Consider the following 22,558-nt stretch of genomic DNA (forward strand, 5'->3'; position numbering starts at 1 on the left):
CTCACCCCTCACCGCGCACCATGGTGTAGAAATCAACCTTCGTTGCGGCCGTCTGCGCGCCGCGCTGCGCCTGCCGCGCGTGCAGGTCCGCGCGCAGCGGCGCGACGACCTCACGTTCGACGAGGGCACCAAATTCTACCGACTGCACGAGCGCGTCGCAGAGCGCGATCAGCCTGGCCTTCTCACCGTCGCGGCCGAGCGTATAGCCGAAACCGACCTCGCCGCTCGCAAGCCGCACCGCGGCGCGCGACACGGTGGCTTCGCCCAGGTTGAACGGCGCACCGTCGCCACCGACGCGGCCGCGCAGCATCACCAGGCCGTTCTCTGGCGCGCGCAGGTCGTCGTGTTGCGGCAGCGCGATTGTGCTGAGACGCTCGGCGATGTCGCCGGGTTCGGCGTGCGCCAGCACGGCCATCGCCGCCTTGCGCCGCGTCGTGAGGCTGTCTTGCGGGGTCACGTCATTCCACCAGGCTTGCCGAATTCAAGTTGTCTATGATAATAGACAACTTGATAAGGAAGCGCCATGACTGTTTCGTGACAACCGTATGATTTTCGGGATAGGCTGTTCCCCATTATGAGCCTTCAGGACACCGCCTCTTCCGGCGTCGCGCTGTGGCGCCTGGTCGCCGACGGCATCGAGCGCGGCATCGCCGACGGCCGCTTCGCGGCCGGCGAGAAGCTGCCGGGCGAGATGGAGATCGCCGAGACCTATCGTGTGAACCGCCATACGGTGCGGCGCGCGCTGGCGGCCCTTGCCGAGCGCGGCCTGGTGCGCGCCGAGCGTGGCAGCGGCACCTATGTCGAGGCGCAGAAGCTCGCCTATCCACTGCGCTCGCGTACGCGCTTCTCGGAGATCGTCGGCGCCGGCGGCCGCGAGCCGCGCGGACAGTTGATCGAGGCGTCGGAGGACGTGGCGAGCCGGGAGCTCGCGCGGGAGCTCGGCGTGAAGACCGGGGCGCGGCTGGTCCGGATCGAATCCGTGCGCTTGGCGGACCGCACGCCGATCTGCGTCTCGACGTCCTGGCTATCAGCCGAACTCTTTCCTGATGCGGGCGCGGTATTCGCCGCCACACGCTCGATGACAAAGCTGCTCGCGCATTACGGCGTCCGCGACTACCGCCGCGGCTCGACCCGGATCACCGCCGGCATCGTCGACGCGACCGACGCCGCGCGGCTCGATCTCGCGCTCGGACGCCCGATCCTGGTGGTCGATTCCACCGACCTCGATCCGGACGGCAAGCCGCTGGTGACGAAACGCTCGCGATTTGCGGCGGAGCGGGTGGAGTTCTTGGTGGAATCGTAGGGTGGACAAAGGCGCACTTGCGCCGTGCCCACCCTCTCTCCGAGGTCGCGACAGAAGCGGTGGGCACGCTTTGCTTTGCCCACCCTACGAGAGCAGCCGCTCTATGCCACAGCCCGCCTGCCGATGATGGCAAAGCGCAGCTTGCCGGAGATGAAATCGATCGCGGCGACAGCGACCAGGATCATGAGCACGAGGAACGACACCTTCTGCCATTCCAGCACGCGGATCTGCTCGGCGAGCTGAAGCCCGATGCCGCCGGCACCGACGATGCCGATGATGCTGGCCGAGCGCGTGTTCGATTCGATGAAGTAGAGCACCTGGCCGGCGATGACCGGCAGCACCTGCGGCATCAGGCCGAAGCGGATCTCATGCAAGGCGTTGCCCCCTGACGCCCTGATGCCCTCGACCTGCTTCTTGTCGGCCGCCTCGATCGCCTCCGAAAACAACTTACCGAGCGCGCCGAAGTCCGAGACCATGATCGCGAGCACGCCGGCGAACGGCCCGAGCCCGACGACATTGATCCAGACCAGCGCCCAGATCAGCGTATCGACGCCGCGGATCGAGTCGAGGAAGCGGCGCACCGGAAAGCGGATGATGTTCGGCGGCACGATGTTGCGCGCCGCGAGCAGGGAAACGGGCAGCGCCAGCGTTGCGGCCAGCGTTGTGCCGAGCAGCGCGATCGACAGCGTCTCGCCGAGCGCCTTCAGATAGAGCGGCAACGACGTTCCGGGATCGGGCGGGATCATCATCATGGTGATCCAGCCGAGCTGCTTGAGGCCCGCGATGAACTTCGCCGGTTCGAAGCCGAGATCCTGCAGGCCGAAGATAAAGACGGCGAGCGCGGCCACAATCATCGCCGGCATCGCCAGACGCGCGGCCGCCGGCCGCTCGAAGGCCTCGGGATATTTCGTCCGCAGCGCTGCGGTGTCGGGCTTCTCGAACTGCTTCATGACCGTGCATCCCTGCCGAACAGCCGCGCACGCAACCAGCCAGTCGTGATGTCGATGACGAAGATCGTGAGCACGATCATCAGCAGGATCGCGCTGACGTCGGAGTAGTAGAATTTTCGGATCGCGACCACGAGCTCCTGGCCGACGCCACCGGCACCGACGAAACCCATCACCGAGGATTCGCGGACGTTGATCTCGAAGCGCAGCAGCGCGTAGCTGACATAGCCGGCCGAGACCTGCGGCAGCACGGCAAAGCGCATGCACGAGAGCCAGCTCGCGCCGGTCGAGCGCACGCCTTCGACCGGCTTCATGTCGGCATTCTCTACGATCTCGGCGAACAGCTTGCCGAGCGCGCCGGTTGAGTGAATGGCGATCGCCAGCACGCCGGCCATCGGCCCGAGCCCGAAGGCCATGACGAAGATCAGCGCAAACACGATGCCCGGCACGGTGCGGGCGAATTCGAGCAGGCGGCGAACCGTGAAGCGCAGCCAGGGCGCCGGCGACGTGTTCTCCGCGGCGAAAAAATTCAGGCAGAAGGCACAGACCGCGCCGATCAGCGTGCCGACATAGCTGATCAGCAGCGTCTCACCCAACATCTTCAGCCATTTGCGCCAGCCCCACAGCCATTCACCGACGTCGGTCCAGACGCGCTGGCCATTTTCGAGCGTGAGGATGCGATCGAAATAGCTGACGAAATTGCCGAAATAGGTGAAGAGCGTCCGGACGTTCACCTCGGCCCCGATCGCTGCAATCAGCAGCGCGACGGTGAACAGCGCCGTTCCCAGCAGAAGCCGCAGCCGCTTGCGCGCCACCGCCTGGCCATAAGCGGCATTCAGTGCAGCAAGTTGGTGCTCGGGGAGGATCGAGACCGCGATCGTCATGTGGTTGGGATCACCAGCCGGTCATAAAGAAGAGCCGGGTCGATTGACCCGGCTCCAGTGCGTCGTCCCGAATATCAGGACGCCTTCTTCTTGCGTAGCGCGTCGACGAACTTGATCAGCTCGATCGTGCCATCCCAATCCTTGGTGGTCGCGGGATGAAAACCCTTTTTCTGGCCGTCCGAGAGCCGATCGAACGCAGCCTTGTCCTTGGTGGGCGAGTCGAAGAATGCCTTGGCGATCGCGGCCTTCAGGTCATCGGGGAGGTCGGAGCTATAGGCGTACATCGAAGGGCCAATGATCGGCGCCGACTTGTGAATGATGCGGAAATCGTCCTTCTTCATCGGCGAGCCGTCGGCGTTCTTCAGCATGCCCTTGGTCAGCATCTGCGCCAGGGTGGAATCGTCGTCGCTGGTCCATTGGTTGGCGGCAACATCGACCGTGCCCTGCGCCAAGGCAAGGATCGCATTCTCATGGCTGCCGGTGAAGACGACCTTGCTGAAATACGTGTCGACATCCGCGATGCCCATCTTGTCGAGCTCGAAGCGCGGCACGTTGTTGCCTGAGGTCGAATTCGGATCGACCAGGCCGAGGTTCTTGCCCTTCAGCTCGTCAATGCTCTTGTAGGGGCTGTTCGCCTTGACGAAGAACACCGAATAATAGCCCGTGCCGCCATCCGCGTTCAGATCGCTCGCAAAGGCGTCCGTCTTGACGCCGGTCAGCCGGGCGCGCGCAAACGAGGCCGACCCATAACTTGCGATCTGGATGTTGCCGGCACGCTGACCTTCGATCACGGCGGCGTAGTCATTGGCGATCCGCAGCGTGACCTTTACGCCGAGTTCCTTCGAGAGGTAGGTCATGAACGGAGCCCAGCGTTCGGTGACGCCCGAGGCGTTCTCGGCCGGGACAACGGCAAATGTCAGCTCCGGATATTTCGCTTTCCAGTCTTCGGCAGACGCAGATACGGTGAAGGCCAGCGCGGCGGCGCCGGCAAGTACGATGCGACGAGTGATCATGATACCCTCTTGATCGGTTGGACGCGGTAAACGCAAAAACTTGGGTCGGGGCTCAGGCGGCGGCAGCGCTGCCGAGCGCTGGAACGGCTTCGGGCGCCGGCAGTGGCACGCCACCCATGACTTCGCTGGCTTCGAGATCGTAGAGCTCACGCGCGACGTGCTCGGTGAGCGCCGACGGCGCGCCGTCGAACACCACGCGGCCCGCCGCCATGCCGATCAGACGGTCGCAATAGCTGCGCGCCAGATCGAGCGAATGCAGGTTGCAGATCACGGTGATGCCGAAATGCTTGTTGATGCGCAGCAGCGCATCCATCACGATTTTCGTGTTGCGCGGGTCGAGCGAGGCGATCGGCTCGTCGGCGAGGATGAGATCAGGCTGCTGCACCAGTGCGCGAGCGATCGCGACGCGCTGCTGCTGGCCGCCGGAAAGCTGGTCGGTGCGCTGCGCCGCGAGCGAGGCCATGTCGAACTGCTCGAGCGCCGACATCGCCAGCGCCCTGTCCTCCTCTAGCCAGGCCTGCGTCAGCGAGCGCCAGGCCGGCATCGCGGCAAGGCGGCCCATCAGCACGTTGGTGAGCACGTCGAGGCGGCCGACGAGATTGAACTGCTGGAAGATCATCGCGGCGCGGGCGCGCCATTGCCGCAGCTCCTTGCCGCGCAGCGCGGTGACGTCGACGCCGTCGAACAGGATGCGCCCCTCCGTAGGCGTCACCAGGCGGTTGATGGTCCGCAGCAAGGTCGACTTGCCGGCGCCCGAGCGGCCGATCACGCCGACAAAGCCGCCGGGAGCAACCTCAAACGAAGCACTGTCCACCGCGGCTTTTGTGCCGAAGCGGCACGTCAGACCTTCAAGCACCAGCATGCAGGAGCTCCCAACTAGCTGGGCCCAACCGCTAACGCCGCCGCTTTACATTTGTGTGACAGGGGCAGGGCAGTGCGGCGATGCTACGCACGCCATCCCCCGTCATCTCTTCGTCATGACATCGTCATCAAGGCGCTCGAAGACGAACGCCCCTCTCCCGTTGACGGACGCATCATGGTCGCCAAAGCGCTTTCGGTCCAACCGACCATCGATTCCACGGCCAAGCTTCACGAGATCAAGCTCGGCGCCTATTGCGAGGTCGGCGCGCGCACGATCCTGCACGAGGTGACGATGGGCGACTATTCCTACGTCGTGAACGATTCGCAGATCACCTACACGACGATTGGAAAATTCTGCTCGATCGCAGCGATGACGCGTATCAATCCTGGCAATCACCCGATGCAACGCGCCAGCCAGGCGCATTTCACCTATCGTGCGAGTGCCTACTTTCCGGGCGAGAGCGACGAGGCCGAGTTCTTCGACTGGCGGCGCCAGCATCACGTTTACATCGGTCATGATGTCTGGATCGGCCATGGCGCGATCGTGCTGCCAGGCCGCAATATCGGCACCGGCGCCGTGGTAGCCGCAGGCGCCATCGTCACCAAGGACGTCCCCGCCTACACCATCGTCGCCGGCAATCCGGCCCGTCCGGTCCGACGGCGGTTCTCCGACGAGATCGCCGACCGCCTGGCAAGGCTCGCCTGGTGGGACTGGCATCACGAAAGCTTGCGTGAGGCCTTGCCTGATTTCCGCAAGCTTGGGATTGAAGATTTCCTCGCAAAGTACGAAGCACGGATCGTTGCCAACCAGTCCTCTCCCAGCAAGCGAAGCATCCCCGCGTGACTGAAATTTATCTTGAAGGCGGCCGGGCACTGATCGGCTCGGAGATCGTCGAAACCTCACTCGTCCTGTCCGGGCAGGAAATTGCAGCAATCGATCGCGGCCGCGCACGTGCGCCACTTGCGATCGACGCCCGGAGTCTTTTGGTCTTGCCGGGCATCGTCGACCTGCATGGCGATGCCTTCGAGCGGCAGATGATGCCGCGCCCTGGCGTCGACTTCCCGATCGACGTGGCGCTCGCCGACAGCGACCGGCAGGTGATCAGCAACGGCATCACCACCGTCTTCCACGGCACGACCTGGTCGTGGGAGCCGGGCCTGCGCTCTGGCGACAATGCACGGCGCCTGCTGGTGGCGATCGAACGCTTGCGGCCGCAATTTGCCGCCGATACCCGCTTCCATCTGCGGCACGAGACCTACAATCTCGACGCGGAGGACGAGATCGGCCAATGGCTCGCCGAAGGACGGATCGATCTGTTCGCCTTCAACGATCACATGGCTGCGACCATCCGCGATCTTTCAAAGCCGAACAAGCGCGGCCGCTTGGTTGACCGGACCGGACTGTCCGACACGGCTTTCGAAGAGCTGGTCGGTCGCGTCGCCGCTCGCGCGGCGGACGTCCCGGCGACGACCGCGCGGCTTGCTGCGGCGGCCCGCGCGGCCGAGGTACGGATGCTCTCGCATGACGATTCGACACCGGCGGTGCGCAAGGCGTATCGTGACATGGGCGCCACGATCGCCGAATTTCCGGTCAACGAAGAGACGGCGCGCGCGGCCGCGGAGGCCGGCGACGCCATCATCTACGGCGCGCCCAACGTGGTGCGCGGCGGCAGCCATACTGGCTGGACCAAAGCCTCCGACATGATCGCCAAGGGACTCTGTTCGGTGCTGGCCTCGGACTACTACTATCCGGCGCAACTGCTCGCCGCCTTCCGGCTCGCGGCCGATGGCGTGCTGCCGCTGGCGCAGGCCTGGAAGCTGATCTCGGAAGCTCCGGCAGAGGCCGCGGGCCTGTCCGATCGCGGAACGATCAAGGAAGGACGGCGCGCCGACATCCTGCTGGTCGACGACACCGTGCCGCTGCGGCCGCGGGTGGTCGCGGTGATCGCTGCAGGCAAGCTCGTCCACCTCACCGATGGCTCGCGCCTGCTGGGCTCAGCCGCGGCGCCGCGTGAGGCTGTCGCCGCCGTCTAAACCCGCTATAGCTGAGGCGATGACAGGTTTTCCCCGCTACGCGATCTACTATGCCGCCGATGCCGAGAGCGTGCTATCGCGCTTCGGCGCCGGGCTGCTCGGCTATGATGCCCATGGCGGCCGCGAGTCGCCCTTCCCTGCAGAGGCGCTGCACCTTGCAACCGATTGGCATGACGTCACGGCCGATCCCCGCAAATATGGTTTTCACGGCACGCTGAAGGCGCCGATGGCGCTGGCGGGGGGCAAGACCGAGGCCGAACTGGTAGCGGCGTGCGCAGCGTTCGCTGGCAAGCCGCGGCCGATCCCCGTGATTCGTCCGATCGTGGATTCCATCAGCGGCTTCATTGCGGTGATCCCGGCCGAGCCCGTCGGCGAATTGACACAGCTCGCCGCCGATTGCGTGCGCGATTTCGATGCGTTTCGTGCGCCGCTGACGGCGAACGATCGCGCGAGGCGCAACCCGGATAGGCTGCCCGAGCGGCAGCGCGATTATCTCGATCGCTGGGGCTACCCCTACGTGATGGAAGAATTCCGCTTTCACATGACGCTCACGGGCCGGCTCGATGCGGAGCGGCGTGGGCCGATCGTCGAGATGCTGCGGAAGCGGTTTGCCGAGCTGCGCCTTGTGACGCTCGCCATCGACCGCATCGCGCTGTTCCGACAGGAAAACGCAGCGGCACGCTTTCACATCATCGGAGAGTGGCCATTGGCGACGTAGGGCTCATCGCCAGCTCGCGAGATTGAGTGCGAGCGCGGCTGCGCCAACGAAGATGAGGCTCGCGGCCCAGACCGCGTCCAGATTGAACCAGCTTCGCGACACGAACTTAAGACCGAGATAGCGGTAGACCAGCCACGCAAGGCAACCACCCGCGAAGACCATTGCGACGACGTGCGCAAGCGAAACCAACACCGCCATCGCAAGATTTGCCGTGATGAGGGAGCCGGCTGCTTGGTGGCCGACGTCGAGGTCCGCGACCTGGCATAGCCCGAGATAGATCGGCACCAGCATCAACGCGGCGCCATGGGCAAGAGCGATGGCAAACGACCACAGCGCCAGCTGCGTTGGCGGTATCCGCGCCAGTGCCCGCGGATGGCGCCTGTTGATGAAGCGAAAGATGCCGAAACCAATCACGAGGAGGCTCGCGCCGAGTTGGATCGGACGCTGCCATTCGGCCAGGGTCAGCAACAGCGCGAACGGCAGGAGCACCAGGAATGTCGCCAGCAGATGGCCGGCCGATAGAGCGCCCAGCGCTCCAAACAGCGCAGTCGGGCTTCGTTCCATGAGCCCTGCCGAAACCGCGAGCGGCCATCCCATCCCCGGATTGAGCCCGTGATAGATGCCGCTCGCAATAAGAGCGAGCCAGAGCCAGACAAGTGTCCGGCTCGCCTCTCCCCAATCTAGGCCGACGGATAGCAAAAGGAATCCGTCGAACAGTCGCCGCCCTCAAGTCTGATCTGGTGCGCCCGGTAGCCGTCCGGGAAGCTGACGAAATAGTCGCTCGCGAGTTCGAGGCCGCCGTTGCGACCGACATTGGCCATCACTTCGACGCCGGGAACGCCATCGGGATAGAACTGGTCGTCCCAGGTCGAGTAGAGCGAGTTGGTCCAGTACACCCGCTTGCCGTCGCGGCTGATCTCGACCATCTGCGGGCCACCTGCATATGCCTTGCCGCTCGGATGCGGCGCGCGGCGCACGATGCCTCCGGTGTACACCGAGCCCGCGAGCTTGGGTTTCCGGGGATCGCTGACGTCGTACTGGCGCATCTCGCCGGTGCCCCAGCAGGAGACGTAAAGGAACCTGTCGTCCATCGACAGATCGATGTCGGTCACCAGTGGCGGGACGGCACCAAACCCCTGCAAAAGCGGCGGAAGCTTTTCTTTGGCGGCAGGCTCCGGCGGGATGGTCGCGGTCTTCTCGGCATGGAATTTTCCGCCTTCGCGCCACCAGGTCCAGATCGAGCCTTCCAAATTGGTGGTATCGACCACCACGCCGGCAAAGCCGTACTCACGAACCGGATCGTGCGCGGGCCGCACCTCCAGCGCCATCTGATGGTTCGCACCGAGATCGATGGTCTGGACGTTGCGCCGTGCCCGGAGATCCCAGAAATGGAGCCGGTGGCCATATTTGTTCGACAGCAGATCTTCGGGAACGATGCCGTTCTCGAATTGCGGCGGCAATCCCCACTCGCTCGTCACCATGTAGTCGCGCGGCAGATTCCACCAGAAGTCATAGTGCAGCGTCTGCGGACCGCGATCGATCTCCCAGCGACCGAGCACCTCGAACGTCTCGCAATCCATGATGAAGACGCCGGGAGGCCCGCTCGTGCCGTCCTTGCCGCCGCCGCCGAGCGTGCTGACGTAGATGCCGTCCGGCCCGCAATGGATGGTGTGTGGTCGCGAGTAGCCGGTTTTCTTGAAGACTTCCTCCGGCTCGATGATCTTGAGAATCTTAGCTTGGGTCGGATCGGGCCTGGTGTCGATGATGTAGATGCGCGATGAGCGCAGGCCGGGAATGATGAGATAGCGTCGCTCGATGAACGCATGTCCGGCGAGCGGAGACAATGCGGATGAGCAGGCATTCCATCCAAAGTGATGAAACTCGTCGCCCTTGTTCGGCATCGTCACGGTGTGGACGATCTTGCTATAGGTCGGCGATCCCGGCTTGACGTCGATGACCGCGAGTGCGTCGGGCTTGGAGAAATCCGGGCTGAGCAGCAACGTATAAGCGAAATTTTCGGGCGGCGCTTCCATCGCGAGTCTTGGCGATGCGTGGAAGGTCGGATCTGGCCGCATTGTCATGGCACTGCCTCCCTGTTTGCGTCGGCTTGCGCCAACCTGGCCCGGGATAACGGCATAATGAAGTGCTGACGCGCGATGTCTCGAGGTGCTGCGCGGGCCTGGTTGGCCCGGGAACATTACGTCATCGCACAGTCGCGCGAAACCGGCCGAAGCGCGCCAATTCGACGCTTCGCCCAAACGGCAGGGCTATCGCATAGGGATTCCTACTGTTCCTGCAGCCGCCGCTTCAACAAGCTCGGTGTCGTCCCCGCGCAGGCGGGGACGACAGCGGAATATGTGGCTCGCTACTTCCCCCAGCGCAGCGCCAACGCGTCGCGTTCCTTGGCGAGCTCGAGCAGGCCCGCGCGCGTGGCCGGGTGCAGCGGTTGCAGGGGATGGCGCACGGCGTCGGACTTGATCACGCCGCCGGCCTGCATCATCGCCTTGCAGGCGATCAGGCCGCACTGGCGGTTCTCGTAGTTGATCAGCGGCAGCCAGCGCTCATAGGCGGCCTTCGCCTCCTCGCGCTTGCCAGCGAAATAGGGATCGATGATCTGACGGATGCCGTCGGGATAGCCGCCGCCGGTCATCGCGCCGGTGGCACCGGCGTCGAGATCGGCCATCAGCGTGATGGCTTCCTCGCCGTCCCACGGGCCTTCAATATCCTTGCCGCCCGCCTCGATCAGGCCGCGCAGCTTTGCGGCAGCGCCGGGGACCTCGATCTTGAAATAGCGGATGTTGGAAAACTCCCGTGCCAGCCGGGCCAGCAATTCCACCGACAGCGGCGTGCCCGCGACCGGCGCGTCCTGGATCATGATCGGAATTTCGATCGCCGCCGACAGCACCTTGAAGAATTCGACGATGCCCTTCTCAGGTACGCGGAAGGTCGCGCCGTGATAAGGCGGCATCACCATCACCATGGCGGCGCCGGCGGCCTCCGCCTGCTTGCTGCGCGCCGCGCACACGGCCGAGGAGAAATGGGTGGTGGTGACGATGACGGGGACGCGGCCGGCGACATGCTCCAGCACGGCATGCATCACGGTCTCGCGCTCGGCGTCGGTCAACACGAACTGCTCGGAGAAATTGGCGAGGATGCAGATGCCATTCGAGCCGGCATCGATCATGAAATCGATGCAGCGACGCTGGCCCTCGAGGTCGAGCTCCCCACGCTCGTTGAAGATCGTGGGGGCGACGGGAAAGACGCCCCGATACGGACGCTGGGCTTTGCTTTGGGGCGTGGCCGACATCGAAACTTACTCCCTGGATTTCTTGCCGCGACTTTCTGGTGGGCCGCCCGCAATGCCGCGCGAGCATGGTACCGCTACCATTTAGCGCGGTCGCGCAGCTGCGGCAATGCCGATCGCGGCGGGAACTTCAGATCTGACGAGTCTACGCCGCCCGCACGGCGCCCAGGAAGCCCTCGACCGCCACGCGCAGGCGGTCGGCATCGGCCGACATCTTCTTGACCGACTCCGTCAACACGGTGCCGGCATTGCCGGTCTCGCGGTTGAGGCCGGCGACGCTGCCGATGGTATCGGTCACCTCGCGGGTGCCGAGCGCGGCCTGCTGGAAGTTGCGCGAGATTTCGGTGGTCGCCGCGCGCTGCTCCTCGACGGCCGCAGCGATCGCCGTCATCTTCTCGTCGATGCCGCTGATCGCCCCGCCGATCGACCGGATCGCGGAAACCGCCTGCCCCGTCGCGGACTGGATCTCCGCGACCTGGCGCGAGATTTCCTCGGTCGCGGTCGCCGTCTGCGACGCCAGACTCTTGACCTCGCCGGCGACCACGGCGAAGCCCCGGCCCGCCTCGCCGGCACGCGCCGCCTCGATGGTGGCGTTGAGCGCGAGAAGGTTGGTCTGGCCGGCGATGGCGTGGATCATCTTCACGACCTCGCTGATGCGGCTCGCCGTCTGATCGAGGATCTCGACCGTCGCATTGGTCTGCTCGGCCTGCGCGACCGCCTCGCGCGCCTCGCGCGCACTGGCCTGCACCTGCGCAGAGATCTCGCCGACCGATGCCGACAGCTCCTCGGTCGCGGCCGCAATGGTCTCGAGATTATTGGTGGCCTGCTCGGCCGCGGAGGACACCGCAGCCGTCTGGTTGCTCGACTCCGAGACCAGCGAACGCACACCCGTCGCCGTGGCGTCGAGCTCCCTCGTCGATTCGGCAACGTTATGAATCACCGCCTGCACGGTGTCGTCGAAACGCCGGCAAGCCGCGTCGACCGCGCCCGAGCGGGCGAGTTGCTGGGCTTGCTGCGCCTCGCGCTCCTGACCGAGCCGCTCCGCCGTCGCCGCGCTCTCGCGCAGGCTCTCGAGCGCTGACGCCATGGTGCCGAACTCGTCGGGGTATTTCAACTGCGGCACCGGCGTTGCGTAGTCGCGCGCGCTGATCCGCGCGATCGCGCCCATCAGCGATTGCACCGGCCGCACCAGGCGATTGCGCACCACGAACACGCCGGTCAGGGTCACGGTCAGCGCCGCAAGGAAGGCCAGCGACTGCACCACGAGTTTGGTGAGCGCCGTCTCCTGCACGGCTTCCGCGCGCGCGATCGACTGGTCGAGCGCCTTGTTGGCGACGGCGACGATCGGCCCGAACGGCGACTGGCAGAGCGCATTCCACTCCTGCGCGGCAACGGCTGGACGGCCGCTGCCGTCGAAATTCCTGGTGAGCTGCGAAATCTGCTGCACGACCGAGTCGGTTTTCGCATGCGCCTCCTTGGCTGCCGAGACGAGATCTGCGGTCACATCAGGCGCGGCGAGGAGTTCCTCGATTCCGGTCCAGCCTGCGCCGACGACGCCGTTCCATTGCGCCACGTTCAGCTTCTGGGTCTCGTCGAGCGGCTTGCTGGCGTTCACGTTGGGGCGCAACGCCGAGCACTGGATGCCGTAGCGGTCGCGCACCTGCCAGGCGAGGCGGCGAACCTGGATCATCCGGGCGATGAAAGGATCGTTCATCCAGGCGCGGTTCGAGACCGCGGTGGAGGCGAGGTTCGCAGTGTCGATGGTCTTGGTCACCGCATCGTACCAGGAGTTGGTGCGGTCGATCTTGCGCTCGGCGCGCGGACGCGCGGCTTCCTCGAAGAACAAGCGGAATTGCGGCGCGGCCTCGCTCCAGCGTTGCTTCAGCGTGCTTGCAAGCTCGTCGCGGCGGGCGAACTCGACGGTCTCGACGGCCGCGGCAATCGAATCATAGCCGCCCTGCTCGAGCTTCTCGACCTCACTCAAGCGGGCGCGCGGATCGTCCTCGCCGAGCAGCGCGCTCTGCGCATCGCCGCGGTTGGTCCGCAGCGACAGCACGCCCTGAAAAATGGCCTTGTCGGCGGCAGCGAGCCGCCCGGTCTCAAGGCTGTCCCGATAACGGCCGAAGGCGCCGGCCATCTGGATCGCCGTGCTGGTCAGGGCGCCCACGGCCAGCAGGGCCATCAGCACCAGGAGAAGCGTGCTTACCGATTTCCTAATTATCGTCATTGGCAGGGCGTCCAGTTTCGTGCGGCGGCACTGTGCCGCGCGACCTGCCAACGTTCCGTTAAGGTTCTAATTGAATTGGCTGCAATGCAAATCTGCCGCAACGACTGGTTGGTCTAGACAATGAATCTGGACGAACGGCCGAGGAGGCCGGCGCGCTGCGCCGGCCTCACGCGAGGTCACGCAACCTTGGTGAAATCCGGCGGGCGGCGCTCGGCAAAGGCGGTGAAGGCCTCCCGGGCCTCCGCGGTACGCAGGCGCTGTGCGAACTGCTCGCCTTCGGCCGTCATCTGCGCGACCAGCGCCTCACCGTTTCGCATCAGCCGTTTGGTGGCGATCAGCGCGCCGGCCGGCTGCTTTGCGAGGCGCTGCGCGAGCGCGGCAACCTCGACATCGAGCTTGTCGAGCGCCACGATCCGGTTGGCGAGACCCCATTCGAGCGCGGTATTCGCCGGCACGGCCTCGCCAAGCGCGAACATCTCGTAGGCGCGGACGTGACCGATACGCAGCGGCATCAACAGGCTCGAGGCCGCCTCCGGCACCAACGCCAGGCTGACGAACGGCGTCGACAACAGCGCATTGTCGGCGAGCACGACGAGATCGCAATGCAGGAGCATCGTGGTGCCGACGCCGACCGCGCGGCCCTGGACGGCCGCCACCAGCGGGCGCGTGCAGCGCGCCAGCGACTGGATGAACCTGACGACGTTGCGGCTGCCCTCGGATTTGCCGGTGGCAACCGCGGCGAATTCGCCAACGTCGTTGCCAGCCGTGAACATGTCGCCCTCTCCGCGGATCAAGAGCACGCGGACCGACGGATCGGTCTCGGCGCCCTCGATGGTATCGGCGAGCTTGCCGTACATCGCATCCGTCAGCGCATTCTTCTTATCGGGGCGCGCCAGGGTCAGCGTCAACACGCCATTGGTCATCTCGGTTCGGACATGCTCGGTCATGGAACGGCTCCTCTCATTCGTCTGTTGCTCGTGGAAACTTGGTTTGAACGCTCGCCAGCCAGCGTGCGACGATGTCGATCTCGGCGCTGGAAAATCCTTCCGTCAGCGCCGCGTTGATGTCCGCGGCAGCCGCCTTCGCACGCGCCTCGGCCACACGGCCCTTCGGCGTCAACCAGACGCGCCAAGCGCGACCGTCTTCGCGGTCGGCCCGCCGCTCGACCAGCCTTGCCGCGGCCATCCGGTCGACGAGACCGGAGATGCCCGCCGGCCCAAGATCGAGCGCGGCCCCCGCCTCGCCCATCAGCACGCCGTCCTGTCGGCCGAGGATGAACAGAAGGCCCGCCTGAGATGGCGTCACCTCGCTCTCCGGCTGCGCCGCCATGAAGCGCTGCAGCCGGCGCTGCGCGACGTTCAGGAGGTAGATCAGCCGATGGTGCCTTACGGCTGTCACGCGCGGCGCAATTTATTTCGCATGCGAAATATATAGTCCGACGCAACCGGTCTGTAAAGCGGCCGCGGCGTCAAGCCGGCGCGACGCGACAGCCGTCCAAAAACAAGACCGCGGCGGTGCGGACGCGGCGCTCGATCTCCTTGCGCGACGGCAACGGCACACCGCCATAGATCGCGGCGCGCTGAGGGGCCGAGACGGCCATGCCGATCAGCATGCCCGCGGCCTCCTCGACATTGTCGAGCGCAAGGCGCTCTGTCTTCACCTGGACGCGCAGCCAGCGCGCCAGCGCGGCCGCCGTACGCGCAATGCCGTTGCGGTAGAAGGTCACGGCGAGATCCGGGAACGCGGCGGATTCCTGTAGCACGATGCGCTGCAGTGCGACGACCTCCGGATCGAGCGCGAGCTCGGCGCAGGCGAGCAGCACGGTGGATAGGGCCTCCGCAATGTCGGCGTGATCGATGCCTTTGAGTTGCACGTCGGAAAGCTGCCGGTCGAGCCGATCGGCGACCATGGCCTCGAACAACGCCGCCTTGGCCGGAAACAGCCGATAGAGCGTCTTGGTAGAAATGCCGGCGCGGCGCGCCAGCTCCTCGGTGCTGGTCGCCGCGTAGCCGTTCTCGGCAAAGGCGTGCCGTGCGGCGTCGAAGATGATCTGACGCGTCTCGCTGTCATCGCGCAGTGGCGGCCGTCCGCGGGGGCGGTATTCGCTGGAAGATTTTTCCTGAGCCATGTCTTTACATGATGCCTGTCATTCTATTGACAGTTTTCAAGCTAGTCGTATTTTGGAAATCGTCAAGTTTCCTAATTCAGGGAGCCGCCCATGTCCGTCCACACCAGCCCATCCAAGATCGAAGCCACAGGGGTTCCGGCCAGTCTGCCGCAGAGCCTGCTGCCCGCCGAAACGGCGTCCGCCCCACCCAGAAAGTTCAACCTTCGCAAGCTGTTGCTTGCCGGTGTCGCAGCTGCCGCGCTGGCCGGCGCGAGCTGGTACGGTTACGACTACTGGACGGTCGGCCGCTTCCTCGTCTCCACCGATGACGCCTATGTGAAAGCCGACAACACCACCATCGCGCCGAAGGTCAGCGGCTATCTCGTCCAGGTGCAGGTCGCCGATAACGAGCACGTGAAGGCGGGCCAGGTGCTGGCCCGGATCGACGACCGCGACTTCAAGGTCGCGCTCGACCAGGCCCGCGCCGACGTTGCGGCCGCGAGCGCCACCATCACGAGCAAGGAGGCGCAGCTCGAGGTTCAGCAGGCGGTGATCGCGGCAGCCAAGGCGACGATCGACGTCGACACTGCAACCAAGACCTTCGCGGGCCAGGAGAACAAGCGCTACACGGACCTCGCTGCGACGGGCTACGGCAGCGTGCAGAATGCGCAGCAGGCACAGGCGCGCGATGCCGGCGCAAACGCCGCCATCCAGCGCGACACCGCCAATCTCGCCTCCGCCCTCAAGCAGGTCGATCTGTTGAAGGCCGAGATCGTGCAGGCCAGGGCCGCTCTCGCCCGCGCGGAAGCCGTGCAGCACCAGGCCGAGCTCAATCTTGGCTACACGACACTCGTCTCCCCGATCGACGGCGTGATCGGCAACCGCACACTTCGCGTCGGCCAGTACGTGCAGGCCGGCACGCAGTTGATGTCGATCGTGCCGGCCGATGGCGCCTATGTGGTCGCCAACTTCAAGGAGACCCAGCTCACCAACGTGCATGCCGGCCAGACGGTCGACATCGAGGTCGATATGTTCCCGGGCCAGGTCGTGCATGGCCATGTCGATTCGATCGCGCCCGCGAGCGGTCAGGAGTTCGCGCTGCTGCCGCCCGACAACGCCACCGGCAACTTCACCAAGGTGGTTCAACGCATCCCCGTCAGGATCGCGCTCGACGCCGAGAACGCGCCGTCGATCGCGCTGCGGCCGGGCATGTCGGTGATCCCGACGATTGCGACGCGTTCCAGCGCGCCTGCCGCGCTGGCAGCGACTGCACCCAAGGCAAATCAGACCAAGGCAAATCAGACCAAGACAAATCAGACCACGGCAAACCAGACCTCCGGAGGGTCGCGCCATGTCCAGCAGCCCCTCAATCCCAGCGCCCGCACGCTCGATTCCGGCCGCGACGCCTGATCGCGTCGTCACTGACCCGAATCGCGCCAGCGCCACGATCTGGATCGCCGTCTTCGCGGCGATGATCGGCGCCTTCATGGCGATCCTGAACATCCAGATCACCAACGCCTCGCTGCTCAACATCGAGGGCGGCATCGGCACCGGCGTCGACAACGGCTCCTGGATCTCGACGTCCTATCTGATCGGCGAAATCATCGTCATCCCGCTCACCGACTATTTGTCGCGCGTGTTCTCGTTCCGTAACATCATCCTGAGCTTTGCGACGCTGTTTGCGGCATTCTCCGTCGCCTGCGCCTTCACCCACGACCTGCCCTCGATGATCGCGATGCGCGGCTTGCAGGGCTTCTTCGGCGGCGTGCTGATCCCGATGGCCTTCACGCTCGTCTTCACCAAGCTGCCCAAGGGCCAGCAGCCGATTGGCCTTGCGATGTTCTCGCTCGCGGTGACCTTTGCGCCCGCGATCGGCCCGACCATCGGCGGCTATCTCACCGAGAATTACGGTTGGCAGACCATCTTCTTCGTCAACGTCGTCCCGACCGCGGTCATGGTCACCACGCTGTTCTTCACGCTGGAGCGCCAGCCGCTTCAGCTGGGCCTGCTGCGCGAAGGCGACTGGTTCGGCATCGCCACAATGGCCGTCGGCCTGGCCTCGCTCCAGGCCGTGCTCGAGGAAGGCAACAAGGACGACTGGTTCGGCTCGCCCTTCATCGTGCGACTTGCCATTGTCGCGGCCGTCAGCCTCGCGCTGTTCATCTACAATGAGCTGGTCGTGGAAAAGCCGCTGTTGCGCCTGCGGTTGCTCACGCAATGGAATTTCGGCGTCGGCACGATCGCCTCGGTCTTCCTCGGCTTCGCTCTGTTCGGCTCGGTCTATCTGCTGCCCGCCTATCTCGGCCAGGTGCAGGGCTACAACGCCGAGCAGATCGGCAACGTGCTGGCCTGGACCGGCCTGCCGCAGCTTCTCTTGATTCCGCTGGTGCCGAAGCTGATGCAGCGCTTCGATGCCCGCTATATCGCGACCGTCGGCCTGCTGCTGTTCGCCACGAGCTCCTTCATGAACATCATGATGTCGCTCGATTATGCGGGCGATCAGTTCCTCGCGCCCAACGTCGTGCGAGCGGTCGGCCAGGCGCTGACGCTGGCGCCGCTCTCCGCGCTCAGCCTCGGCAGCGTCGCGCCGCAGGACGCGGCCGCCGCCTCCGGCATCTCCAACATGATGCGCAACCTCGGCGGCGCGATCGGCACCGCCGTGCTCGCGACCATCGTTACCAAGCGCGAGCAATTCCATTCCAACATCATCGGGCAATCCGTGACGCTCGGCCGCGAGGAGGTCCGCGGCCGCATCGCGCAGCTCACGAACTACTTTGTCGCCCATGGCGTGCCGGATCCCAACGCCGCGCATGAGCAGGCCGTCATCGCGCTCGGCAAGCTGGTCAAGCGCCAGGCGCTGGTGATGGGCTTTTCCGACACCTTTGCCGTGATCGGCGTCGTGCTGGTGCTGGCCGCGATCGCGGTGCTGCTGATGCGGCGCGGCAAGGTGGCGGGCGGCCCGGCGCACTAGGCGTCGCCCATCCATTTTTTGAGCGGCCGTCACGCTTGACGGCCGCCATTTTTTATGTTCTTTCTTTGTTCCATTCAAGTTTAAGTTGTAGCACGAGTTAATTTCATGATGAGTGATATGTACAGCGATGGCGGCGGGCCGGCCCAGCTCGTGATTCATGATGATGAAGATACGCCGGAGGAATTCGTAATCGAGCTGCTGCGCCGGGTTTTCGGCAAGTCGGAGCGTGACGCGGTCGCGCTGATGACCCGGATTGAGCGGGAGCAACGAGCAGGTTGCGGCCCCTACCCGCGATCCGTCGCCGATGCCCTTCTCAAATCTGCGCTGCAGCACATTCAATTTGCGGGTCACGGCCTGCGGATCACGCTCGAGCCGGTCAAGACGAGTTGCGAACTTTGCGGCAAGCCCGAGGCGCAGACCGACGTGCGGCTCGGGAGCCGTACGATCTGGTTGTGCAGCGACTGCATGCGTGCGGCAGGCAACACGGGCCATGAGCCGGAAGAAGAGGAGTTCGAATATGCCTGCGAGGTTCTGGACCGGCATTTTACCGGCGTCCCGCTCAGCAAGCTCGTCACCACGGTTCGCCAGTTTCCAGGACACATGCGCGCGGACGTCCAGGCGGCCATCGATCGGCTGCTCGCCTCCGCGATCCGGTTGTTCGGCATCAACGACGAACAACGCTACGAGACGCTGTCGATTGCGAGACTTCTGCGTGACGGCCGCCATGCGCAGGCGATTGCACCGCTGCAATATTTCGATGTCGACGTTGGCGAGAACAATCCGGTCAAGTGCCTCGACAACGGGCTGTGGCTGTGCACGCAGGGCGATCTCCGCTACGCGGTACTGCTCTGCGCGCATCGTGAATACAGCCGTGAGGCCGGAATTCGGATCGAAATCGCCGTACCCTCGGGCATCGCAGGCGCGGCCCTCGTCCAGCGATGCTTCGGCGAGCTGGAGCAGGCGATGCAGGCCGCGCGCACCTATCGCGGCAAAATCCTCTCGCTCGACGCCGACCGCGATTATCGCGGCCGCTCTCGCGGCATCACCGTACACCGCCTGCCGCTGGTCGCACGCGACGAGGTCATCCTGCCGGAGCAGACCCTGCGGCTGCTTGATCGCAACGTCCTGAGATTCGTCGGCACCCGCGATCAATTGCGCCAGCTCGGCCAGTCGACGCGCAAGGGCATTTTGCTGTACGGCCCGCCGGGCACCGGCAAGACGCACACAATCCGCTATCTCGCGACGCATTTGCCCGGGCATACGACCCTGATCATCACCGCCGAGCAAATGGGCCTTCTCGGCGCGTATATGAGCCTGGCGCGGCTCCTCCAGCCCTCGATGGTGGTGATCGAGGATGTCGATCTCATCGCCCGCAACCGCAATGACATGGGTCCGTGCGAGGAATCGCTGCTGAACAGGTTGCTCAACGAGATGGACGGGCTGAAGGAGGATGCAGACATCCTGTTCGTCCTGACCACCAACCGGCCGGAGGACCTCGAAGGTGCGCTTGCCGGCCGGCCCGGCCGCATCGACCAGGCCATCGAAGTGCCTCTCCCCGACGAGATCGGCCGCAGCAGGCTGGTACGACTCTACGGCAAGGGGCTGCCGCTCGATGACGCGATCATCATCGAAGCGGCGCGGCGCAGCGAAGGTACGAGTTGCGCCTTCATCAAGGAATTGATGCGGCGGCTGGCACAGGCGAGCCTGGCGCGTGACGGTGGCCATTCCGTCATCTCAGCCGACATCAATGAGGCGCTCGACGACATGCTGTTCTCCGGCGGTCGCCTCAATGCGCAGCTGCTCGGCGGCGCGCAGGCGATGGCGGCGGGATGATGACCGTTCTCGCCGCTGGAGCATGATCCGGAAAAGTGTGAAGCGGTTTTCCCTCGCGACAAACGCGGAACGCGTTTGCGCGGAGATCATGCTCAAACGAAAATCTAAAGCGCGATGACGATTCATTCCAATCTCATCGCGCTTTAGACTGGTCTAGTACTCCGCCGCGAGATGCCGGGCGATGTCGTCGACCGGAAGCCGCGTCAGGTCCTTGGGCAGTTCGCCGACGATGCGCGCCTTGACGTCCGCATGGAACGCGTCGCGCAGGTCCGCCAATGCGCGTGGCGGTGCAATGACGACGAGCGCCTTCACGTCGCGCTCGCGGACGAGCTGCTCCATCGCGGCTGCGACACGCCGGGCGAAGCGATGCTCCTCGATATCGTGCCAGTCGGTCGGCTGGACCGCCGCCCTTTGCCCTGTCGGCTTGCTGACACGGCCGGGACGATCGGTCCCCTGTTCGCGCGTCGGCGGATTATCATCTGCGAACACGTCCTCGGTTTTCAGGTTCGGCTTCGCGGGATTGCCTTCGTTGCGCAGGAACAGCGCCTTGCAGCCGTCGCCGATGAAGACGAAGGCGCCGTGGGGGATCATCAGGCCGCTCATGTCGACGCTCCAGCTTTCGTTTCGACATTCAACCCTTCATCCGCAAGCGGGTTGATTCAAATCAACGCGAGCCCACCACGGCGAGATGCGTATGCTGTGCTGACCAAGGCGTGAGCACGGGAACTTGTGCCGCCTACTGCGCACAGAAGAAGCTCGCCGACTCCGTCACCGGCCCCGCCTCGTAGTGTGGCCAGGCCGGCCAGCGGCACAGCGGCAGCGCGCGCACAACCGAGAACGCCGGCGCCTCGACCTTCTGCTCGGTGACCTCGAGGTCGCCGGGCGCCTTGCCCTTCTCGACCCAGTCGATCAGCACGCTCAGCATATCGACATTTGCCGGCGCGCCGGAGCCGACATGGTCGACGCCGGGCGCCGTGTAGAGCCTTGCGAACAAATCCGTCGTCGCCGAGCCCATCAAGCGCTCGACGTTCTCGAAATAGCGGATGCCGGCATAGGGGCTCTGCGCATAGTCGGCCATATGCTCGAGCATGATCAGGCGGCCGCCATGCATGCGAAAGCGGCGGAGGTCGGGATTGGTCGAATCCATCAGTTGGGAGACTTCGAGCAAACGCGCGCTGTGGTCTTCGGGCTTGTAGGTGGTGACGTCGAGCTTGGGGTCGCGTGCAAAGACATATTGAATTGTACCTGCGCCATAGATCCAGGCGATGCCGTTGTTCGGCGCCGGCGGCTGCGCGGGCGCCGCGGTCCCAAGCCACCACGCCGTCCATCCACCGGTCGGGCCGCCGGATGACGTATCCTCGCCCGACACGCCCCAGCCCGGATAATCATCGAGGCCGTTGGCGAGTGGAAACGGGAATTTGTAAGCGTCGTGCAGGGTGTCGATCGCCTTGATCTGCGCGTCGGTGAGGCATCGGTCGTCACTCTGGCCGCTCGCACAGCGCAGCTTCTGAGGCTTGAAGATCGATTTGCAGCCGACAGGATCCTGCACCAGCGCATCGTCGGTGCCGTCGGCCTTGTCGCAGGCGGCGCGCACCGCGTCACCCACGAGCTTCACCTGGGCCGGCCTGATCCAGCCGTCGCCCATGGTCGCCAGCCCGGACCGGGTGCCGGCGTGCTGCAAGCCGACCCAGTTGATCACCGGCACGCGCGAAAAAATGCCGTCGAAATCCTCGGGGTAGCGCTGCGCCATGGTCAGTCCTTCGCGGCCGCCCTCGGACGAGCCCATGAAGTACATCTTCTCAGGTCTCTTGCCGTAGGCGCGCTCCATCAGGGTGACGGCTGCGTCGCGCACCTTCTTGTAGGCACGATGGGAAAAGTTCTCGAACGCCTCGTCATTGAGCGCGAAGGCCTGAGGCGGCTCGCCCGGCCTGGTCTCATGGCCGGAATCGGTGCCATAGGTAACGAAGCCGCGCGCGAGAGGCGATGGCTTGTCGAAGGGATAGGACGGCGGCAGCGCAAGGCCGGTGATCAGAACGCCGTTGAATCCGCCGCCGCCATATTGCAGCGAGCGCCCGCTCCATTCGACCGGCAGGTTGACCTGGAACTTGATCGGCGGCGCTTTTGGGTCTGTTGGCTCGATGTGAGCGAGCACCTTGCAGAAAGCTGGACTAGCCGGGGTGACACGTCCCGACGGTGTCGGTCCGCGTTCGGCGACGGCGAGCGGCGACGGCGCCTGGATCGCCGCGGAGTCGATCTTGATGGCACCGGCGTCCGAAGCGAGGCCCCTGCAGACGTTGTCGGCATCCTCGGCCAGCGTCAGCGCGGATGCGCCGTCGACATGAGCCATGGCCATCAG

At 65.0% G+C, this 22,558-nt stretch carries 21 protein-coding genes; 7 read left to right on the forward strand and 14 right to left on the reverse strand.

What is annotated here, in order from left to right:
- Position 1: 1 nt before the first annotated feature.
- Positions 2 to 415, reverse strand: a complete 414-nt coding sequence (phnG, locus tag SO180_RS07440; RefSeq protein WP_449378262.1) for a phosphonate C-P lyase system protein PhnG — start codon at positions 413 to 415, stop codon at positions 2 to 4.
- Between the two features lie 159 nt (positions 416 to 574).
- On the opposite strand from phnG, the gene phnF reads away from it, so the two are divergent.
- Positions 575 to 1,303 (forward strand): phosphonate metabolism transcriptional regulator PhnF, encoded by a 729-nt coding sequence (gene phnF / locus SO180_RS07445; RefSeq protein ID WP_449378166.1) that lies wholly within the window; start codon positions 575 to 577, stop codon positions 1,301 to 1,303.
- A gap of 101 nt (positions 1,304 to 1,404) precedes the next feature.
- Here phnF and phnE (SO180_RS07450) read toward each other — a convergent pair whose 3' ends face one another.
- The 4 genes from phnE (SO180_RS07450) to phnC form a co-directional block, all read right to left on the reverse strand.
- The gene (phnE, locus tag SO180_RS07450; protein ID WP_449378167.1) at positions 1,405 to 2,253 is read right to left on the reverse strand and encodes a phosphonate ABC transporter, permease protein PhnE; all 849 of its coding nucleotides are present in this window, start codon (positions 2,251 to 2,253) and stop codon (positions 1,405 to 1,407) included.
- Positions 2,250 to 3,134 carry a phosphonate ABC transporter, permease protein PhnE gene (gene phnE / locus SO180_RS07455; RefSeq protein WP_449378168.1) on the reverse strand — a complete coding sequence of 295 codons (885 nt, stop codon included), beginning with the start codon at positions 3,132 to 3,134 and terminating at the stop codon, positions 2,250 to 2,252. The genes phnE (SO180_RS07450) and phnE (SO180_RS07455) overlap by 4 nt, the downstream gene beginning before the upstream one ends.
- 74 nt (positions 3,135 to 3,208) lie before the next feature.
- Positions 3,209 to 4,147 (reverse strand): phosphonate ABC transporter substrate-binding protein, encoded by a 939-nt coding sequence (gene phnD / locus SO180_RS07460; protein ID WP_449378169.1) that lies wholly within the window; start codon positions 4,145 to 4,147, stop codon positions 3,209 to 3,211.
- A 52-nt stretch (positions 4,148 to 4,199) separates the two neighbouring features.
- Positions 4,200 to 5,009 carry a phosphonate ABC transporter ATP-binding protein gene (gene phnC, locus SO180_RS07465; protein WP_449378170.1) on the reverse strand — a complete coding sequence of 270 codons (810 nt, stop codon included), beginning with the start codon at positions 5,007 to 5,009 and terminating at the stop codon, positions 4,200 to 4,202.
- A 174-nt stretch (positions 5,010 to 5,183) separates the two neighbouring features.
- On the opposite strand from phnC, the gene SO180_RS07470 reads away from it, so the two are divergent.
- The 3 genes from SO180_RS07470 to SO180_RS07480 are packed head-to-tail and all read left to right on the forward strand — an operon-like array spanning position 5,184 to position 7,760.
- Positions 5,184 to 5,852 (forward strand): LbetaH domain-containing protein, encoded by a 669-nt coding sequence (locus SO180_RS07470; protein WP_449378171.1) that lies wholly within the window; start codon positions 5,184 to 5,186, stop codon positions 5,850 to 5,852.
- Entirely contained in the window at positions 5,849 to 7,042 is a 1,194-nt protein-coding gene (locus SO180_RS07475) for an alpha-D-ribose 1-methylphosphonate 5-triphosphate diphosphatase (RefSeq protein ID WP_449378172.1), read from the forward strand. Before SO180_RS07470 ends, SO180_RS07475 begins: the two co-directional genes overlap by 4 nt.
- A gap of 19 nt (positions 7,043 to 7,061) precedes the next feature.
- Entirely contained in the window at positions 7,062 to 7,760 is a 699-nt protein-coding gene (locus SO180_RS07480) for a DUF1045 domain-containing protein (RefSeq protein WP_449378173.1), read from the forward strand.
- Between the two features lie 3 nt (positions 7,761 to 7,763).
- Here SO180_RS07480 and SO180_RS07485 read toward each other — a convergent pair whose 3' ends face one another.
- The 7 genes from SO180_RS07485 to SO180_RS07515 form a co-directional block, all read right to left on the reverse strand.
- Positions 7,764 to 8,357 carry a hypothetical protein gene (locus tag SO180_RS07485; RefSeq protein ID WP_449378174.1) on the reverse strand — a complete coding sequence of 198 codons (594 nt, stop codon included), beginning with the start codon at positions 8,355 to 8,357 and terminating at the stop codon, positions 7,764 to 7,766.
- 83 nt (positions 8,358 to 8,440) lie between these two features.
- Positions 8,441 to 9,841: a selenium-binding protein SBP56-related protein gene (locus SO180_RS07490; protein WP_449378175.1), complete on the reverse strand. Its 1,401-nt coding sequence runs from the start codon at positions 9,839 to 9,841 to the stop codon at positions 8,441 to 8,443.
- 284 nt (positions 9,842 to 10,125) lie between these two features.
- A complete protein-coding gene (locus SO180_RS07495; protein ID WP_449378176.1) occupies positions 10,126 to 11,067 on the reverse strand; it encodes a dihydrodipicolinate synthase family protein in 942 nt (313 codons plus the stop codon).
- Positions 11,068 to 11,209: 142 nt separating this feature from the next.
- Positions 11,210 to 13,291: a methyl-accepting chemotaxis protein gene (locus SO180_RS07500; RefSeq protein WP_449378177.1), complete on the reverse strand. Its 2,082-nt coding sequence runs from the start codon at positions 13,289 to 13,291 to the stop codon at positions 11,210 to 11,212.
- A gap of 176 nt (positions 13,292 to 13,467) precedes the next feature.
- Positions 13,468 to 14,238 (reverse strand): enoyl-CoA hydratase, encoded by a 771-nt coding sequence (locus tag SO180_RS07505; protein ID WP_449378178.1) that lies wholly within the window; start codon positions 14,236 to 14,238, stop codon positions 13,468 to 13,470.
- Between the two features lie 13 nt (positions 14,239 to 14,251).
- Positions 14,252 to 14,620: a MarR family winged helix-turn-helix transcriptional regulator gene (locus SO180_RS07510; protein WP_449378263.1), complete on the reverse strand. Its 369-nt coding sequence runs from the start codon at positions 14,618 to 14,620 to the stop codon at positions 14,252 to 14,254.
- Positions 14,621 to 14,759: 139 nt separating this feature from the next.
- Positions 14,760 to 15,419, reverse strand: a complete 660-nt coding sequence (locus SO180_RS07515; protein WP_449378179.1) for a TetR/AcrR family transcriptional regulator — start codon at positions 15,417 to 15,419, stop codon at positions 14,760 to 14,762.
- A gap of 90 nt (positions 15,420 to 15,509) precedes the next feature.
- Here SO180_RS07515 and SO180_RS07520 point away from each other — a divergent pair, with 90 nt between their 5' ends.
- From SO180_RS07520 to SO180_RS07530, 3 genes are all read left to right on the forward strand, one after another.
- Positions 15,510 to 16,808 (forward strand): HlyD family secretion protein, encoded by a 1,299-nt coding sequence (locus SO180_RS07520; RefSeq protein WP_449378180.1) that lies wholly within the window; start codon positions 15,510 to 15,512, stop codon positions 16,806 to 16,808.
- Positions 16,750 to 18,369: an MDR family MFS transporter gene (locus tag SO180_RS07525; protein ID WP_449378181.1), complete on the forward strand. Its 1,620-nt coding sequence runs from the start codon at positions 16,750 to 16,752 to the stop codon at positions 18,367 to 18,369. The genes SO180_RS07520 and SO180_RS07525 overlap by 59 nt, the downstream gene beginning before the upstream one ends.
- Positions 18,370 to 18,474: 105 nt before the next feature.
- Positions 18,475 to 20,202, forward strand: a complete 1,728-nt coding sequence (locus tag SO180_RS07530) for an ATP-dependent Clp protease adaptor ClpS (protein WP_449378182.1) — start codon at positions 18,475 to 18,477, stop codon at positions 20,200 to 20,202.
- A gap of 153 nt (positions 20,203 to 20,355) precedes the next feature.
- Here the strand turns inward: SO180_RS07530 and SO180_RS07535 are convergent, their stop codons facing one another.
- Both SO180_RS07535 and SO180_RS07540 read right to left on the reverse strand, forming a co-directional pair.
- Positions 20,356 to 20,805 carry a host attachment protein gene (locus tag SO180_RS07535; RefSeq protein ID WP_449378183.1) on the reverse strand — a complete coding sequence of 150 codons (450 nt, stop codon included), beginning with the start codon at positions 20,803 to 20,805 and terminating at the stop codon, positions 20,356 to 20,358.
- Between the two features lie 133 nt (positions 20,806 to 20,938).
- Positions 20,939 to 22,555: a tannase/feruloyl esterase family alpha/beta hydrolase gene (locus SO180_RS07540; protein ID WP_449378264.1), complete on the reverse strand. Its 1,617-nt coding sequence runs from the start codon at positions 22,553 to 22,555 to the stop codon at positions 20,939 to 20,941.
- Between the last annotated feature and the right edge of the window lie 3 nt (positions 22,556 to 22,558).

The organism is Bradyrhizobium sp. UFLA05-112 (assembly GCF_053572325.1).